We start from the raw sequence: 17046 nt of genomic DNA on the forward strand, positions 1-17046 counted from the left end.
TGAGGGGATGATAGCAGGCTGGGGCTGAGCCGGGGACGTCGCGCCCGATTTCTTGTTGTTGACTCGGCCATTCCGGCTGCCGTCGTGGTTTTCCCGCCGCGGTCGTTCACTTCGACTTTTGTAGTGAAACTACAGCTTCTGCGACTACGGGGAGATTGCGGTGTGTTCTGTAGAGTGCGGATAATAATCGGGTTTTTAGCCAGCTCGACGCTTCCGGCAAGGATTGGTCAACGGCCCGATCGATCAATCCGACCCCCAAATTCGACCCGCCCATTCGACCAGAGAGGCCCGCTTGTGAGTCAGGAACAGCTCGATACCGTCTTCCAGGAGTGGCAGGACAACGAAGCTCGCGCGGAAGAGATGATTCCGCTACTCGGCAAGCTCTATCGTCAGTACAACGTCATCCCCTCGCTATTCGGACGCTCGTTGATCAACCGCTCCGTCACCCGGATCCTCAAGAATCACCGTTATGTCCGCAAGGTCGAGGGAACCGAGCTCTCCATCGCCGAGACGCTGCCGATGGTGCGCGCCATGAGCGAAATGGAGCTGGGGCCGGCGCATATCGATATCGGTCGGCTGGGCGTGGCGTTCAAGAATTCCGGTGAAACCGACGTCGTGGCGTTTCTCGAGCGCGAGCTGGCCGATATCGTCGGTGGGCACGACAGCGGCGGCATGGGCGGCGAGCCGCAGGACGTGGTGCTCTACGGCTTCGGACGTATCGGCCGTATTCTGGCGCGGATCATGATCGAGAAGGCTGGCGGCGGAAATCTGCTGCGGCTGCGGGCCATCGTCGTACGCGGTAGCGGCGACGACCTCGAAAAACGGGCCAGCCTGCTACGCCGCGATTCGGTCCACGGCCCGTTCTCCGGCTCGATCGATATCGATCATGACAACCACGCACTGATCGCCAACGGCCATTATATCCGGATCATCTATGCCGATTCGCCGGCCGAGATCGACTACACCACCTACGGCATCGACAACGCGATCGTGGTCGACAACACCGGCAAGTGGCGCGACCGGGAAGGGCTGGCACAGCACCTGGAGTGTAAAGGCGTGGCCAAGGTGCTGCTGACGGCACCGGGCAAGGGCGATCTCAAGAACATCGTTCACGGTATCAACCACCAGACCATCGGCGAAGACGACCGCATCGTCTCGGCGGCGTCGTGCACGACCAACGCCATCGTGCCAGTGCTGAAAGCGATCGACGACGAGTTCGGCATCTTGCACGGTCACGTCGAGACCGTGCACTCCTATACCAACGACCAGAACCTGATCGACAATTACCATAAGGGTGATCGTCGCGGCCGCAGTGCGCCTCTCAACATGGTGCTGACCGAGACCGGTGCGGCCAAGGCGGTCGCCAAGGCGCTGCCGGCGCTGGCGGGCAAGTTGACGGGGAACGCGATTCGGGTGCCGACACCTAATGTCTCGATGGCGATTCTGAACCTGTCGCTGGAGAGGGAGACCGACCGCGTGGCGCTCAACGAGTACCTGCGCCAGATGGCGCTGCACTCGCCGATGCACAAGCAGATCGACTACGTCGATTCGCCGGAAGTGGTGTCATCGGACTTCGTCGGCAACCGTCATGCGGGGATCCTGGACGCCAAGGCGACCATCGCCGACGGCAAGCAGGCGGTGCTCTACGTGTGGTATGACAACGAGTTCGGTTACAGCTGCCAGGTGGTGCGGATCCTGCAGTACATGTCGCGCGTCTGCCACCGGTATCTCCCCGCCACGGCTTGACTCGTCCATTAAACTTTAGTCTAAAAAGTCTCGGCGATGTCGAGACTTTTTCGTTATCTGGCAGCCGGGGTGGCGTGTGGGCGAGTAGTCTTCCGCGGCCCGGATCATTATACTGGTGCGCGTTTTTCGGCGTGGTCCATCGAGTTCCAGGACCATGGAAGTCACCCTTTCTGATAAGAAAAGTCTTCGGATTCCGTGAGGTCTTCTCCTGTTGCCGCTTCATTGGGTGCCGCTGAGAGGACATGCTTGACGTCCGTCGAACCTTTTTCCTTATTGCCATCAGATTCGACAACTGGGCGAGACTATGATCGAAGTCAAACGAGGCCTGGACCTTCCCGTCGCCGGGGCGCCCGAACAGCGTCTCGACGAGGGGCGCGCCGTGCGCCACGTCGCGCTGCTCGGGTCCGACTACGTCGGCATGAGGCCGACCATGGAGGTCCGCGAGGGCGATCGCGTAAAGCGGGGCCAGGTGTTGTTCAGCGACAAGAAGGTGGCGGGCGTTCGCTTTACCGCGCCGGGCGCTGGTGAAGTGGTCGCCATCCATCGTGGCGAGAAGCGTCGCCTGTTGTCGGTGGTCATCAAGCTCGACGAGGAAGAGCAGAGCGAGACGTTCACGGCCTACGGGGCGGACGGGCTGTCCTCGCTCTCGAGGCAGCAGGTCGTCGATCAACTGGTCGAATCCGGCTTCTGGACGGCGCTGCGCACTCGGCCTTTCTCGCGGGTGCCGGCACTCGACGCGGTGCCTGCGGACATCTTCGTGACCGCGATCGACACGCACCCGCTGGCGGCCGACCCCAAGCTGATCATCGATGCCGATAGTGACGCTTTCCGCCACGGACTCGAGGTGATCCGCCATCTGACGCCGGGCAAGGTTTTCGTGGCTCGTCGTGGCAACGCTCAACTGCCGGGCGACGATCTGGAAGGGGTGCAGGCCGAGGGCTTCGAAGGGCTGCATCCGGCGGGGCTGGTGGGTACGCATATCCACTATCTGTCGCCGGTCGGTCTGCAGCGTCAGGTGTGGCATCTCGACTGCCAGGACGTGATCGCCATCGGCAAGCTTTTCGCCGAAGGCCGTTTCGATCCGACCCGCGTGATCGCTATCGGCGGGCCGCGAGCTACCAATCCGCGCCTGGTGCGGACGCGTCTGGGCGCCAGCAGCGAAGAGCTGCTCGAAGGCGAGATCGAGAAGCCGGAGGATACGCGCGTCATCTCCGGGTCCATCTTCGGCGGTACCCAGTGCGAAGGCAGTCGTCAGTTTCTGGGCCGTTTCCATCGCCAGTTCTCGCTGCTGGAAGAGGGCAACAAGCGCGCGTTCATGGGCTGGCTGTCGCCAGGTCGCAACCGCCATTCGGTCATGGGAATCTATGTTTCTCAATTCCTGGGCCTGCCCAACTACGCGCCCAATACGTCGACCAACGGCTCCGAGCGTGCGATGGTGCCGATTGGCGCCTACGAGAAGGTGATGCCGCTGGACATCATGCCGACGCAGCTGTTGCGTGCCCTGATCGTCGGCGATATCGAAGCGGCCATGGAGCTCGGCTGCCTGGAGCTGGATGAGGAAGACCTTTCGCTGTGCACCTATGTGTGCCCGGGCAAGTACGAGTACGGTCCCATCCTGCGCGACAACCTGACCATGATCGAGAAAGAGGCCTGATGATGGGGATTCGCAATACGCTCGACAAGCTGGAGCCTCATTTCGAGAAGGGCGGCAAGTACGAGAAGTTCTATGCCCTGTATGAGGCGGTCGATACGATTTTCTATTCGCCGCCCAGCGTCACCAAGAGCATGACCCACGTGCGTGACGGGATCGACCTGAAGCGCATCATGATCACGGTCTGGGCCTGCACGTTCCCGGCGATGTTCTTCGGCATGTACAACGCCGGCTATCAGGCCAATCTGGCCATCGCCGACGGCTTCAGCGCCATTGGCGGCTGGCGTGAAGTCCTGACCATGGCGTTGGCGGGAAGCCATGATCCCGGCAGCATCTGGGCCAACTTCGTGCTGGGCGCGACCTACTTCCTGCCGATCTATCTGGTGACCTTCCTGGTGGGCGGTTTCTGGGAAGTGCTGTTCGCGGTCAAGCGTGGCCACGAGGTCAACGAGGGGTTCTTCGTCACCTCGGTACTGTTCGCGCTGACGCTGCCGGCGACGATTCCGCTGTGGCAGGTGGCTCTCGGCATCAGCTTCGGTGTGGTGATCGGCAAGGAAATCTTCGGCGGTACCGGCAAGAACTTCCTCAACCCGGCACTGACCGGGCGTGCCTTTCTCTACTTCGCCTACCCGGCGCAGATCTCCGGTGACAGCGTATGGGTGCCTGCCGACGGCTTTACCGGCGCCACGGCACTGTCCAACGCCTCGCTAAACGGCATGGACGGGCTGCATCAGCAGTACAGCTGGTGGGATGCTTTCTTCGGCTTCATCCAGGGCTCGGTGGGGGAAACCTCGACGCTGGCGATCCTGATCGGCGCGGCGGTGCTGCTGCTGACGCGGATCGCGTCCTGGCGCATCATGGCGGGTGTCATGCTCGGCATGATCTTCACTGCCTCGCTGTTCAATCTGGTTGGCTCCGACAGCAATCCGATGTTCGCGATGCCGTGGTACTGGCATCTGGTGCTGGGCGGATTTGCCTTCGGCATGGTGTTCATGGCGACCGATCCGGTATCGGCGTCGATGACCAATCGTGGCAAGCTGATCTTCGGTGCGCTGATCGGCGTGATGACGATACTGATTCGCGTCGTCAATCCGGCCTTCCCCGAGGGCATCATGCTGGCCATCCTGTTTGCCAATCTGTTCGCGCCGCTGATTGATCACATCTTCGTGCAGGCCAACGTCAAGCGTCGCCGCAAACGCCTGGCCGCGCTGGCGCCCGCCGAGAAGGAGGCTGTCTGATGGCGAGCAACAACTCGATCAAGAAGACGCTGATCGTCGCGTTCTCACTCTGTGTGATCTGCTCGGTGGTCGTCTCTTCCGCTGCCGTGGTTCTCAAGCCGAAGCAGGTGCAGAATCAGGAGCTCGATCGCAAGAGCAACATTCTACAGGTGACCCAGCTCTACAAGCCGGGTGACGACGTCGAAGAGAAGTACGCCGAGCTGATCACGCCGCGCGTGGTCAATCTCGAGACCGGGGAATATTCCGAGGATCTGGATCCGGGCAGCTACGATCAGTTCGATGCCGCCAGGGATCCGGCCACCTCGCGCACGCTGTCGGGCGACGACGATATCGCCGGTATCGGCCGTCAGGAGAATTTCTCCACGGTCTATCTGGTCGGTAACCCCGATGACCCGGAGCAGATCGTCATGCCGATCCGCGGCCAGGGGCTGTGGGGGCTGATGGAAGGCTTCTTGTCCGTGCGGGGTGATGGCAATACCATCGTGGGTCTATCCTATTACGACCAGTCGGAAACGCCGGGACTCGGCGGTGAAGTCGACAATCCGCGCTGGAAGGCCAAGTGGGATGGCAAGAAGATCTACGAGGGTGGCGATTTTCAGGACCCTCAGATTCAACTCGTGAAAGGCGGTGCCAGCGGCGAATATGAAGTCGATGCGCTGTCCGGAGCCTCGCTCACCAGTCGAGGTGTCACCAACATGTTGCGGTTCTGGCTGAGCGAAGGCGGCTATGCCCCCTATCTCGCCCGATTCCACGGCGATTCCCAAGGAGGAGCGTGAAGATGGCTACGGACTCCGTAAAAGACATCGTCCTGTCACCGGTCTTCAAGAACAACCCCATTGCCCTGCAGGTGCTGGGGATCTGTTCGGCCCTGGCGGTGACCAACTCGATGAGCGTGTCGCTGGTCATGGGGCTGGCGGTGATTGCCGTTACGGCCTTTTCCAGCATGTTCGTCTCGCTGATCCGCAATCACATTCCATCGTCGATCCGGATCATCGTGCAGATGACCATCATCGCCTCGCTGGTCATCGTGGTCGATCAGGTGCTGCGGGCGTACGCCTATGACATGTCCAAGCAGCTGTCGGTATTCGTCGGGCTGATCATTACCAACTGCATCGTCATGGGGCGCGCCGAAGCCTACGCCATGCAGAACGGCCCGGTGATGAGCTTTCTGGACGGGGTCGGCAACGGTCTCGGCTATGCGGTCATTCTGCTGGTCGTCGGCTTCATTCGCGAACTGCTGGGCTCCGGCAGCGTGTTCGGCCTGACCATTCTGCCGACCGTCCAGAATGGCGGCTGGTATGTGCCCAACGGGCTGATGCTGTTGCCGCCGTCGGCGTTCTTCGTCATCGGGCTGCTGATCTGGATATTGCGCTCGCTCAACCCGGAGCAGGTCGAGAAGACCGAATACCGGATCGTTGCCAACAGCAAGGCCAAGATCAAGGAGACCGCTAATGTTTGAGCACTATCTCAGCCTGTTCGTGAAGGCGGTCTTCGTCGAGAACATGGCGTTGGCGTTCTTTCTCGGCATGTGCACGTTCCTGGCGGTGTCCAAGAAGATATCCTCGGCCATCGGCCTGGGTATTGCGGTCGTGGTGGTGCTGACGATCACCGTGCCGGTCAACAACCTGATTCTGACCTATCTGTTGAAAGCGGGCGCTCTTACCTGGACCGGTCTCGAGGGTGCCGAGAATATCGATCTCAGCTTCCTGGGGCTGTTGAGCTATATCGGTGTCATCGCGGCCATCGTCCAGATTCTGGAGATGTTCCTCGATAAATTCGTGCCCTCGCTCTACAACGCGCTGGGCGTGTTCCTGCCGTTGATTACCGTCAACTGCGCGATCATGGGCGCGTCGCTGTTCATGGTGCAGCGCGACTACACCTTCGGCGAGTCGGTGGTCTACGGCGCCGGTGCCGGTGCCGGTTGGGCGCTGGCGATCATGGCGTTGGCGGGCATCCGTGAGAAGCTCAAGTACAGCGATGTGCCGGGTAGCTTGCAGGGGCTCGGCATCACCTTCATCACGGCGGGTCTGATGTCGTTGGGCTTCATGTCCTTCTCCGGCATTCAGCTCTGAGGTCAAGGCAGCGCTGGACTCAGGGCAGCGACGTCAACGCAATAAGGAAATAGGAATCCGACATGGTCGATACATCCATCATCGTGCTCGGCGTCGTCATGTTTACCGTGATCGTGCTGGGGTTGGTAGCGGTCATTCTGGCCGCACGCAGCCGGCTGGTGAGCAGCGGTGACGTGGCGATCGAGATCAACGGCGATCCTGATAATACGGTAACGACTCAGGCCGGGGGCAAGCTGCTTCAGACCTTGGCGGCCAACGGTATCTTTCTCTCCTCGGCATGCGGCGGCGGCGGTTCCTGCGCGCAGTGCAAGTGTCAGGTGAGCGACGGCGGCGGCTCGATTCTGCCGACCGAGGAGTCGCACTTCACGCTGCGCGAGAGAAAGGAAGGGTGGCGTCTGTCTTGCCAGGTGCCGGTCAAGCAGGACATGAAGATTCGCGTTCCCGACGAGGTCTTCGGCGTCAAGAAGTGGGAGTGCGAGGTCACCGAGAATCCCAATGTCGCCACTTTCATCAAGGAGCTGAACCTCAAGCTGCCGGAAGGTGAAGAGGTGGCGTTCCGTGCCGGCGGCTACGTCCAGCTGGTGGCGCCGCCCTACGACGTCAAGTTCTCCGACTTCGATATCGAGGAGGAGTATCGCGGCGACTGGGAGAAGTTCGGCCTGTTCAATATCTCTCACAAGAGCGACGAAGAGGTGATCCGCGCCTATTCGATGGCGAACTATCCCGAAGAGAAAGGGCTTCTCAAGTTCAACATCCGGATCGCGACGCCACCGCCCAAATCGAGCCATCCGCCGGGTCTGATGTCGACCTACGTGTTCGGCCTGAAGCCGGGTGACAAGGTCACCGTGATGGGGCCGTTCGGGGAGTTCTTCGCCAAGGACACCGAGGCGGAGATGATCTTCATCGGTGGCGGTGCGGGCATGGCGCCGATGCGCAGCCACATCTTCGACCAGCTCAAGCGGCTGAAGGCTTCGCGCAAGATGTCGTTCTGGTACGGCGCGCGCTCTTGGCGTGAGACGTTCTACAACGAGGAGTACGACCAGCTCGCCGAAGAATTCGAGAACTTCGAATGGCACCTGGCGCTTTCCGATCCGCAGCCGGAAGACAACTGGGAAGGCGCAACCGGGTTCATCCACAACGTGCTCTACGAGAACTATCTCAAGGATCACCCGGCTCCCGAAGACTGCGAATACTACATGTGCGGGCCGCCGATGATGAATGCTTCGGTGATCAAGATGCTGACCGACCTGGGCGTCGAACCCGAAAACATCATGCTGGACGATTTCGGCGGATGAGCGAACGGCTCGAGCGCAGAGTGACGGGGCCGATCCTTCTGGGGTTGGCCCTGTTGCTATTCGTACTGCTGACCGGGTGCGAGCGCGAACCTCAGTCCTACCGGCTGGAAGGTCCGATCTTCGGCACCGGATTCCATATCACCTTCTACGGTGATTACGATGACGATCAGCTGGCCCGGATCGAGCAGTCGGTCAAGGATTCGCTGCACCGGGTCGATCACCTGATGTCGACCTACAAACCCGATTCCGAACTGTCCCGTTTCAACCAGTCGCCGGTGGGCCAGCCATTCGAGCTGTCGCCGCAGACGGCAGAAGTCGTCCGAGAGGCGATCCGCGTGGGCGACATGTCCAGTGGCGCCTTCGACGTTACGGTCGGTTCCGCGGTCAATCTCTGGGGTTTCGGTCCGGACCGGCATCCCGATCGAGTGCCCGACGATGACGACATCGCCAAGGCGTTGAAGGAAGTCGACTACAAGGCACTAGAACTCGATGGCAATCGACTGACCAAGACCAAGCCGGTCTACGTCGATCTGTCCGGCATCGCCAAGGGCTACGGCGTCGATGCGGTCGCCCGGGCGCTGGACGATCTCGATGTGGGTCGCTACCTGGTCGAGGTTGGCGGCGAGATTCGAACACGCGGAGACAAGCCGGGTGGCGAGCCGTGGCGAATCGCGGTGGAAAAGCCGCTCTCGAATGAACGCAGCGTGCAGCGTATCATTGAGCTGGACGACTCGGCGGTGGCGACCTCGGGCGACTATCGCAACTATTTCGAAAGTGATGGCAAACGCTACTCGCACACCATCGATCCGCGAACCGGGCGGCCGATCACACATCATCTGGTTTCCGTGACGGTCATCACGTCTGACTGCATGACGGCCGATGCGCTGGCCACGGCAATCGACGTGTTGGGCCCCGAGGCAGGCTACGCCATGGCGGAGCGCGAGAACCTGGCGGTCTATCTCGTCGTCAAGACGGCGGAAGGCTTTGAAACGCGGATTTCTTCGGCGTTTCAGGGTTATCTCAAAGATTCGGACAAGGAGGATCAGTCATGACAATCTGGATTCTGGCCTTTGCCATCATGCTGCTGCTGGTAGCCGGCATGGCGATTGGCGTCATCCTTGGGAACAAGCCTATCGCCGGGTCCTGTGGCGGTCTCAATACGCTCGGGCTCAAGAGCGGATGTGAGATTTGCGGCGGTAGCGACGAAGTCTGTGAGGAAGAGAGCCGCAAGAACGTCGCTGGCGCCCGTCGCCGCAGCGATGAAAACCGCGGCGCGGATCTGGGCTATAACGCCGTCAAGCGTTGAGCAGCGGCAAGACCGGGGTCGCTTGTCGACGTCACGAGCTCATAAGGTCGTACCAGCCATCGGGTAAGGAGTAGGCGAAGCAAATGGCAGTTCACAACTATGACCTCGTGGTCATTGGCTCGGGCCCCGCGGGCGAAAGCGCCGCGATCAATGCGGCCAAGCACGGCAAGCGTGTCGCGATCATTGAAAAGCAGTCTTCGGTCGGCGGCAACTGCACCCATTGGGGCACCATTCCTTCCAAGGCCCTGCGGCATCAGGTCAAGCAGATCATGCAGTTCAACACCAACCGCATGTTCCGCGATATCGGCGAGCCGCGCTGGTTCTCCTTCCCCAAGGTTCTCGAGCGCTCGCGGGTGACGATCGATCAGCAGGTCGAGCTGCGTACCAAGTTCTACGCCCGTAATCGGATCGATCTATTCTTCGGCGTCGCGCACTTCCGCGACGAGCATACCGTAGTGATCCGGGACAACCATGAGGGATCGGAAGAGCTCAGCGCGCCGCAGTTCGTGATCGCCACCGGTTCGCGGCCGTACCGTCCGGCCGACGTCAATTTTCGCCATCCGCGCATCTACTGCTCGGACACCATTCTGGGGCTGTCACACACCCCGCGGACGCTGATCATCTACGGCGCCGGTGTGATCGGCTCGGAATATGCCTCGATTTTTTCCGGTCTCGGCGTCAAGGTCGACCTGATCGATAACCGCGACCGACTGCTCTCCTTCCTCGACGATGAGATCAGCGATGCGCTCTCCTATGAGCTGCGCAATTACGGCGTGCTGATTCGCCACAACGAGGAATACCAGAGCGTCGAAGGCGACGAGGCGGGCGTGGTGGTCAACCTCAAGTCGGGCAAACGCCTGCGTGCCGATGCCTTTCTGTGGGCCAACGGGCGCACCGGCAACACCGACGAACTGGGACTGGAGAACATCGGCCTCGAACCCAACGGCCGGGGTCAGCTTCAGGTCGACGATCACTACCGCACCTCGATCCCGCACATCTACGCGGTCGGCGACGTGATCGGCTGGCCGAGTCTGGCCAGTGCCGCCTACGATCAGGGGCGCAGCGCCAGCGACGAGTTCCTGGGCGAGGACTTTCGGTTCGTCGACGACATTCCCACCGGCATCTACACGATTCCCGAGATCAGCTCCGTGGGCAAGACCGAGCGCGAACTGACCGAGGCCAAGGTGCCTTACGAAGTGGCCCAGGCGTTCTTCAAGGATACCGCGCGCGCGCAGATTACCGGCGATACCGCCGGGATGCTCAAGATCCTGTTCCATCGCGAGACGCTGGAAATCCTGGGCATCCACTGTTTCGGCGATCAGGCTTCGGAGATCGTGCATATCGGTCAGGCGATCATGCAGCAGAAGGGCAAGGCCAATACGCTGCGTTACTTCATCAATACCACGTTCAATTACCCCACCATGGCCGAGGCGTATCGAATCGCCGCCCAAAACGGCCTGAATCGGCTGTTCTGAATCGGAAGCGACTGTTCCGGGTCGAACGTTCCCAGTCGATCGCGCCGAGTTAATCTCCCGCCGCCCCTGAATCGGACGCCTTCACCCAGGCGTTGGGTTCAGGGGCTGGGTTTCAGAGACCGGATTTCAGAGATCGGACTTCAACGACCATCACACCGCCGGCACTCTGTACGTCATGCCCAAGAGGCATCGTTCGCGACCGCTGCCGTCATCCCCGATCGATAGCCTCGTCTTTGCGTTGATGGTCGATGGCGATCTGCAGTGCTGGATCGCGATAGCGATAGACCCGCAGGCTCTTCAGAAAGACATCATCCTCGAGGCGTTGATCGGAGCGTTTGGCGCGGGTTCGGGTGGTCGGCGGCGTGACCGGCGGATCATTGAGATGGGGTAGCTTCAGCGCCGGATCCGGAATGAACAGCGGCAGTGGCAGATTCATGGCACGCCGCATGCGGCCGTCTTCCAGCGCTTCACGGAAGAACAGGTTGGCTCGCATCACCGGCGCCTGCTGCTGGATCTGCGCTAGCGGCTCGCTATCCGGGATATCGCCGAGTCTGCGCAGCTGGATTTGAATGTGCGCGGCCGACGTGTCCATCTGTTTCAACTTGGCCTCGGCTTCGGCGACGCTCAAGCGTTTGATCGAACGCCCGCTGGTGTACCACGCCAGCCGGACGCGGGAGAGCGGGGCATCAGCGACCGGAAGCTGGCGCCAGCACTGTTTGAGATGCAGGCGGGCCAGTCCCTGGCCGCGCAGATGATCGTGTAGGACCGGATGCCGGAAGGGCAGGACGGCCTTGATTTCGGGAATCAATCGGGGCGCGGACTGACGTATGTGCTTGAGTGTCGCGCCAAAGCGGGCTTTACCGAGATTCACCGCGGCAACGGCCTCCATGAGCGCCGGGCCGGCGGCGATCACGCCGATGTAGTTGCGTGTCTCGCGCCCGTCTTGCCCATCCTGGTACCAGAAGTCGGTCAGTGCGCGACGCAACCATTGTGCGTCGACGCTCGACTCGCCCAATGCCCAGGCGGGCGTCGGCCGTTCGGCGTACGTCGTCGCCAGATGCTCGACGGCGTCGATCAACCGATCGAAGTCGGATTCCAGCTCGGCCAGCAAGCGATACTGCAATTCCATGATGCACCCCTGAAAGTGAACGCCATTTTATACCGTTATCTTAGCTGTTTTGTCCAGTCGGCCCTGGCTAGCTATTCCTGCCCGGTGCTCGGGGAATCGTTGAACAAGGGATGCAAGACGCCCCGACGCCATCCCGGCAGAAGCAGGGACGACGTGGGCGTTGCCGTCAATGCGACTCGAACCAGAAATCGATATCGCAGGCCTAGCGGTCGCGGTAGCGGCGAGTCAGGTCGCCGTAGGCATCGATGCGGCGATCCCGCAGGTAAGGCCAGATACGGCGAACATCCTCGCTACGTGCCAGATCGACATCGACGAGCCGGTTTTCACTGGCCTCGCCGGCATGCGTCAACAGCTCGCCCTGGGGGCCGCAGACGAAGCTGCCTCCCCAGAAGTCGATGCCTTCGCCGACCCCGGAGAGATCGGGCTCATGGCCTACCCGATTGGCGACGATCACCGGCAGGCCGTTGGCGACGCCGTGGGAGCGCTGAATCAGCGTCCAGGCATCCTTCTGGCGCTGTTTTTCCGCCGGGTCGTCGGATGGCGTCCAGCCGATCGCAGTGGGATACAGCAACAGTTCGGCACCCGCCAGTGCCATTAGGCGTGCGGCTTCCGGGTACCACTGATCCCAGCACACCAGCACGCCGAGGCGGCCGACGGAGGTATCGATCGGTTCGAACCCCTGCATGGTATCTTCGTCGCCGGGCGTGAAGTAGAACTTCTCGTAGAAGCCGGGATCATCGGGGATGTGCATCTTGCGGTAATGACCGACCCGGCCCTTGGCACGATCCAATACGATGGCGGTGTTGTGATAGAGACCGGCAGCGCGGCGCTCGAAGATCGAGCCGACGATGACGATGTCGAGTTCCCGGGCGAGTTCGGCCAGCTTCTGCCCGGTGGGGCCGTCCAGCGGCTCGGCGAGATCGAAAAGATCGGTGTCTTCGCACTGACAGAAGTAGTGGGTCGCGTGCAGTTCCTGCAGCAGTACCAGTTCGGCGCCCTGGGCGGCGAGCTCGCGGATGCCGGCTTCGCTCGCTTCGAGGCTGCGCTGTTTTTCCGGCCAGGCCTGCTGTTGTACCAGACCGACTTTGAGCGTCTTGGACATCGTCCCTCCTTAATCCTGGAAGAGCGCGGGGTTCAGCGCACCGCGCGGCAACTGCATGGTCAGGCAGTGTAGGCTGCCATGCTGACGGATGACCGCACGACAGTCGACCGGTATCACCTCGCGACCCGGGAAGGCGCCGGCCAGCACCTGCAGTGCCCGGAAATCGGCTGCGTCGGCGTAGGTCGGCACGAGCACGGCGCCGTTGATGATGAGAAAGTTGGCATAGGTCGCCGGCAGCCGATGGCCGTCGTCCGGATCGAAACAGGCCCGGGGCCAGGGCAGCGGCAGCAGGCGATAGGGCGAACCATCCTCGCGCCGGAAAGCCTTGAGTTCGGCTTCCATCGCGCAGAGTGCCGCGTAATGCGGGTCTCCAGGGTCGTCGCAACGAACGTAGGCGATCGTCGCCGGATCGCAGAACCGCGCCAGCGTGTCGGTGTGGCTGTCGGTATCGTCGCCTTCCAGATGGCCGTGCTCGAGCCATAGTACTCGGGATATACCCAGTCGTTGTGCGAGGTGGTCTTCGATGGCCTCGCGGTCCAGGCTCGGGTTGCGATTGGGATTGAGCAGGCAGGCACTGGTGGTAAGTAGCGTGCCTTCGCCGTCGGTGTCGATGGCGCCCCCTTCGAGTATCAGGTCCTGAGAGACTACCGGCGCGGCGAAGACCTGCTGCGCGGCCAGTGCCCGGGTCAGGGCATCGTCGCGCGCGGCGGCGAACTTGCCGCCCCAGCCGGTGAAGACGTAGTCGAGCAGTTCGATCGAGCCGTTGCGCTCGATGGCGATCGGGCCATGATCCCGCGCCCAGGTATCATCGCTGGCCACCACCACCAGATGACGGCGCTCGGCCGCGACACCGAGCGCCTGGAAACGCGCGCTCAGACGTTCGCGCTGCGCTTCGTCGTGCACGCCGATCAACACCGGCTGATAGCGGGTGATCGCCACGACCATCGCTTCCAGTGTCGCCTCGATATGCTCGAGCAGCGGCGCCCAGTCACTGGTCGGGGTCGGCCAGGTCAGTTGAATCGCATCCTGGGGATGCCATTCGGGGAACAGACGCAGGGTCATGGTGTCTCCATTGCGCATAAGTGCCGGTGTGCGTCAGGGCCGATGTCGAGGACGCGGCATTGTAGAGCCTGATTGCGGCGATGCAAGCCGGCGTTCGGCGCCGTTCGACAGCAGTTTCCAGGTCCGCCCGTCGCCGGTTTTCGTTGATCGCCAGTGTAGCGTGGGCCGGCCGGCTGGCAAGCGGCGAGTGACCCGACAAACTAGCGGTTTTCGGGAACCGCCAAAAACCCGTAACATGAGCCGCTGCTGACAAGGAACCAAACCTGATGCTCGACCGTTTACCCTTTCTGGTGGGCCTGAGATACGTCCGGGCCAAACGACGTAATCACTTCATATCCTTCATTTCACTCACCTCGATGCTGGGTCTGGCCTTGGGCGTCGCCGTGCTGATACTGGTGCTATCGGTCATGAACGGCTTCGACCATGAGCTGCGGACTCGCGTGCTCGGGATGGTGCCGCATACCCGTATCGAACAGCAGGGCGGCATGCAGGACTGGAAAGCGCTGGCCGAGAAGGTCGATCAGCACAAGGACGTGGTCGCTTCGGCGCCCTACGTGCAGCAGCAGGGCATGTTCTCGGCGAGCGGGCGTACCCAGGGGGCCATGGTCACCGGGGTGCAGCCGGAATACGAGCGCCATGTCTCGATCATCGATCAGCACATGCAGGCGGGCACGCTCGATGAGCTCTCTCCCGGCAGCTGGCACGTGGTGCTGGGTTCGCTGTTGGCGCGCAATCTGGGTGTCGGCGTGGGCGATCGCGTGACGCTGCTGGTGCCGGAGGCGTCGATCACGCCGGGAGGCGTTTTCCCGCGCTTGAAACGCTTTACCGTCAGCGGCATCTTCAAGGTCGGCGCCGACCTGGACGCCAATCTGGCGTATGCCAACATCGAGGACATGCAGACGCTGGCGCGCCTCGGCGACAAGGTCGATGGCCTGCGTCTGGAGCTCGACGATCTGTTCCAGGCGGGGCCGGTGACCCGGGATATCGTCTCGAATCTGGGTTCCGGTTACCGGGGCATGGACTGGACCTATACCCACGGCAACCTGTTTCAGGCGATCCAGATGGAAAAGCACATGATCGGTCTGTTGCTGATGGTGATCGTGGCGGTGGCGGCGTTCAACATCGTCTCGACGCTGGTGATGGTCGTCACCGACAAGCATGCGGACATCGCCATCCTGCGAACCATCGGCGCCAAGCCGAAATCGATCATGGGCATCTTCGTGGTGCAGGGGCTGGCGATCGGCATCATCGGGATCGTGATCGGCGTCGTTGCCGGGGTGATTCTGGCGCTGACGGTATCCGACATCATTGCCTGGGTTCAGGCGGTCACTGGCATTCAGTTCCTCGATCCCAATGTCTATTTCATCAGCTATCTGCCGTCGCGTCTCGAGATGAGCGATCTGGGTGTCATCGTCTCCAGCGCCTTCGGGCTGACCTTCCTGTCGACGCTCTATCCGGCGTGGCGAGCGGCGCGTATTCAGCCGGCCGAGGTGCTGCGTTATGAGTGAAGTCAATTCCCGGTCATCGTCCGTCAGCGGAGACAACGTCATGCTCGACTGCCGCCAACTCACACGAACCTACAGCGAAGGGCCGCAGGACCTCACGGTGCTGGATCATCTGGATCTGCAGGTGCGGGCGGGAGAGCGGGTGGCCGTCGTCGGCAGCTCCGGTTCCGGCAAGACCACGCTGCTCAACCTGCTGGGCGGTCTCGATCGTCCCAGCGGTGGCGAGGTCATCATTGGCGGACAGTCGCTGGCCGGGCTGGGCGAGGCGGCGCTGGGCAGCTTCCGCAACCGCTATATCGGTTTCGTCTACCAGTTCCACCATCTGCTGGCCGAATTCACCGCGGCGGAAAACGTGGCGCTGCCGCTGATCATTCGTGGTCAGACGCGCAAGGTCGCCGTCGACAAGGCCCAACGCTTGCTGGATCGCGTCGGCATGGCACCCCGGGGCGCGCACAAGCCTGGCGAGCTATCGGGCGGTGAGCGCCAGCGCGTCGCCATCGCCAGGGCGCTGGTCACCGATCCGAGCCTGGTGCTGATGGACGAGCCCACGGGCAACCTGGATCAGACAACGGCGGCCAATATTCTGGCGATGATGGACGAACTGGCAGCGACCACCGACTGCGCTTTCGTGGTGGTCACCCATGACATGTCGCTGGCAGCCCATCAGGATCGCATGATGCGACTCGACAAGGGCCAACTGACCGCCGTCGACGCGGTTTGAACCCGCTTCGATAATTTCCGCAGCCGCTAAAGCTGACGCCGCCCTGGACGATCAACAGTCCAGGGCGGCGTTTTTTTGCGTTCCCGCCAGACGTCGAAATGGTGCTCGAAATGGCGAAGGGCCGAGGCTCAGGGATCAGCCGAACTCGATGAAATCACTGCTTCTGTCGGCGCTGGCGTCGTTTTGCCCGACGACGCCAGCTGCGGGAGATCTGGAAGCGCCAGATCAGGCGCACCAGCACGTTACTGACGATGGCCAGTACCAGGCCGACGACGACCGAGCCGACGGCCAGCGGCAGAATGATGTTGGCCATCTGTTCGGCGATCCACATCGTGGTGATGTGGTCCGGTACCTGACGTGCCGGGTAATTCAGGACCCAGGCCCCGACGCGGTAATTGAAGTAGAACACCACCGGCATCGTCAGCGGATTGGTCAGCCAGACCAGACTGACGGACAGCGGGAGGTTGCCGCGAAAGCAGTAGGCACCGAAAGCGGCCAGCACCATCTGACAGGGGATCGGCAGCATGGCCGCAAACAGGCCGACCATGCAGGCGTTGGCAACGCTGCGACGCGAGAGTATCCACATCGCCGGATCGTCCAGCATGTGATGCATGAAACGCAGAGAGCGAGTGCGCTGCAGCCTCTCCTGGCTGGGAATGTAGCGTTGTAACCATCGACGAGACATGAGGCCGCTCGCTGAACGAAGAAGGCCCATTATCCATACAACTCCAAGGCCCCGCCATG

The 17046-nt window shown here is 61.7% G+C and carries 16 protein-coding genes; 12 read left to right on the top strand and 4 right to left on the bottom strand.

What is annotated here, in order from left to right:
* The first annotated feature begins 294 nt into the window (after window positions 1-294).
* The 10 genes from ACUN9V_RS04595 (at window position 295) to sthA (ending at window position 10783) form a co-directional block, all read left to right on the top strand.
* Window positions 295-1746 carry a glyceraldehyde-3-phosphate dehydrogenase gene (locus tag ACUN9V_RS04595; RefSeq protein WP_445510509.1) on the top strand — a complete coding sequence of 484 codons (1452 nt, stop codon included), beginning with the start codon at window positions 295-297 and terminating at the stop codon, window positions 1744-1746.
* A 304-nt stretch (window positions 1747-2050) separates the two neighbouring features.
* Complete coding sequence (locus ACUN9V_RS04600) at window positions 2051-3400, top strand: Na(+)-translocating NADH-quinone reductase subunit A (protein WP_445510510.1); 1350 nt, start codon at window positions 2051-2053, stop codon at window positions 3398-3400.
* On the top strand, window positions 3400-4635 hold the full coding sequence (locus tag ACUN9V_RS04605) for an NADH:ubiquinone reductase (Na(+)-transporting) subunit B (RefSeq protein WP_075561262.1): 1236 nt from the start codon (window positions 3400-3402) through the stop codon (window positions 4633-4635). The genes ACUN9V_RS04600 and ACUN9V_RS04605 overlap by 1 nt, the downstream gene beginning before the upstream one ends.
* Window positions 4632-5411 carry a Na(+)-translocating NADH-quinone reductase subunit C gene (locus ACUN9V_RS04610; RefSeq protein ID WP_445510707.1) on the top strand — a complete coding sequence of 260 codons (780 nt, stop codon included), beginning with the start codon at window positions 4632-4634 and terminating at the stop codon, window positions 5409-5411. The genes ACUN9V_RS04605 and ACUN9V_RS04610 overlap by 4 nt, the downstream gene beginning before the upstream one ends.
* A gap of 2 nt (window positions 5412-5413) precedes the next feature.
* Window positions 5414-6094, top strand: a complete 681-nt coding sequence (locus tag ACUN9V_RS04615; protein ID WP_445510511.1) for an NADH:ubiquinone reductase (Na(+)-transporting) subunit D — start codon at window positions 5414-5416, stop codon at window positions 6092-6094.
* On the top strand, window positions 6087-6707 hold the full coding sequence (nqrE, locus tag ACUN9V_RS04620) for an NADH:ubiquinone reductase (Na(+)-transporting) subunit E (protein ID WP_075561265.1): 621 nt from the start codon (window positions 6087-6089) through the stop codon (window positions 6705-6707). The genes ACUN9V_RS04615 and nqrE overlap by 8 nt, the downstream gene beginning before the upstream one ends.
* Before the next feature lie 62 nt (window positions 6708-6769).
* Window positions 6770-8002, top strand: coding sequence for an NADH:ubiquinone reductase (Na(+)-transporting) subunit F (nqrF, locus tag ACUN9V_RS04625; protein ID WP_445510512.1), 1233 nt, complete (start codon window positions 6770-6772; stop codon window positions 8000-8002).
* Window positions 7999-9054 (top strand): FAD:protein FMN transferase, encoded by a 1056-nt coding sequence (locus ACUN9V_RS04630; RefSeq protein ID WP_445510513.1) that lies wholly within the window; start codon window positions 7999-8001, stop codon window positions 9052-9054. Before nqrF ends, ACUN9V_RS04630 begins: the two co-directional genes overlap by 4 nt.
* Window positions 9051-9308: a (Na+)-NQR maturation NqrM gene (gene nqrM / locus ACUN9V_RS04635; protein WP_445510514.1), complete on the top strand. Its 258-nt coding sequence runs from the start codon at window positions 9051-9053 to the stop codon at window positions 9306-9308. The genes ACUN9V_RS04630 and nqrM overlap by 4 nt, the downstream gene beginning before the upstream one ends.
* Window positions 9309-9391: 83 nt before the next feature.
* On the top strand, window positions 9392-10783 hold the full coding sequence (sthA, locus tag ACUN9V_RS04640; RefSeq protein ID WP_445510515.1) for a Si-specific NAD(P)(+) transhydrogenase: 1392 nt from the start codon (window positions 9392-9394) through the stop codon (window positions 10781-10783).
* A 208-nt stretch (window positions 10784-10991) separates the two neighbouring features.
* On the opposite strand, the gene ACUN9V_RS04645 is transcribed toward sthA, so the two are convergent.
* From ACUN9V_RS04645 to ACUN9V_RS04655, 3 genes are all read right to left on the bottom strand, one after another.
* Window positions 10992-11912, bottom strand: coding sequence for a DNA replication terminus site-binding protein (locus ACUN9V_RS04645; RefSeq protein WP_445510516.1), 921 nt, complete (start codon window positions 11910-11912; stop codon window positions 10992-10994).
* 202 nt (window positions 11913-12114) lie between these two features.
* Window positions 12115-13014 (bottom strand): carbon-nitrogen hydrolase, encoded by a 900-nt coding sequence (locus tag ACUN9V_RS04650; RefSeq protein WP_445510517.1) that lies wholly within the window; start codon window positions 13012-13014, stop codon window positions 12115-12117.
* A gap of 9 nt (window positions 13015-13023) precedes the next feature.
* Complete coding sequence (locus tag ACUN9V_RS04655) at window positions 13024-14076, bottom strand: agmatine deiminase family protein (RefSeq protein ID WP_445510518.1); 1053 nt, start codon at window positions 14074-14076, stop codon at window positions 13024-13026.
* A gap of 266 nt (window positions 14077-14342) precedes the next feature.
* Here ACUN9V_RS04655 and ACUN9V_RS04660 point away from each other — a divergent pair, with 266 nt between their 5' ends.
* Both ACUN9V_RS04660 and ACUN9V_RS04665 read left to right on the top strand, forming a co-directional pair.
* Window positions 14343-15584, top strand: coding sequence for a lipoprotein-releasing ABC transporter permease subunit (locus ACUN9V_RS04660; RefSeq protein ID WP_445510519.1), 1242 nt, complete (start codon window positions 14343-14345; stop codon window positions 15582-15584).
* Window positions 15577-16302: an ABC transporter ATP-binding protein gene (locus tag ACUN9V_RS04665; RefSeq protein WP_445510520.1), complete on the top strand. Its 726-nt coding sequence runs from the start codon at window positions 15577-15579 to the stop codon at window positions 16300-16302. Before ACUN9V_RS04660 ends, ACUN9V_RS04665 begins: the two co-directional genes overlap by 8 nt.
* A 154-nt stretch (window positions 16303-16456) precedes the next feature.
* Here the strand turns inward: ACUN9V_RS04665 and ACUN9V_RS04670 are convergent, their stop codons facing one another.
* Window positions 16457-16987, bottom strand: a complete 531-nt coding sequence (locus ACUN9V_RS04670) for a DUF2062 domain-containing protein (protein ID WP_445510521.1) — start codon at window positions 16985-16987, stop codon at window positions 16457-16459.
* Window positions 16988-17046 lie beyond the last annotated feature (59 nt).

The sequence above is a fragment of the Salinicola sp. V024 genome, assembly GCF_052645315.1.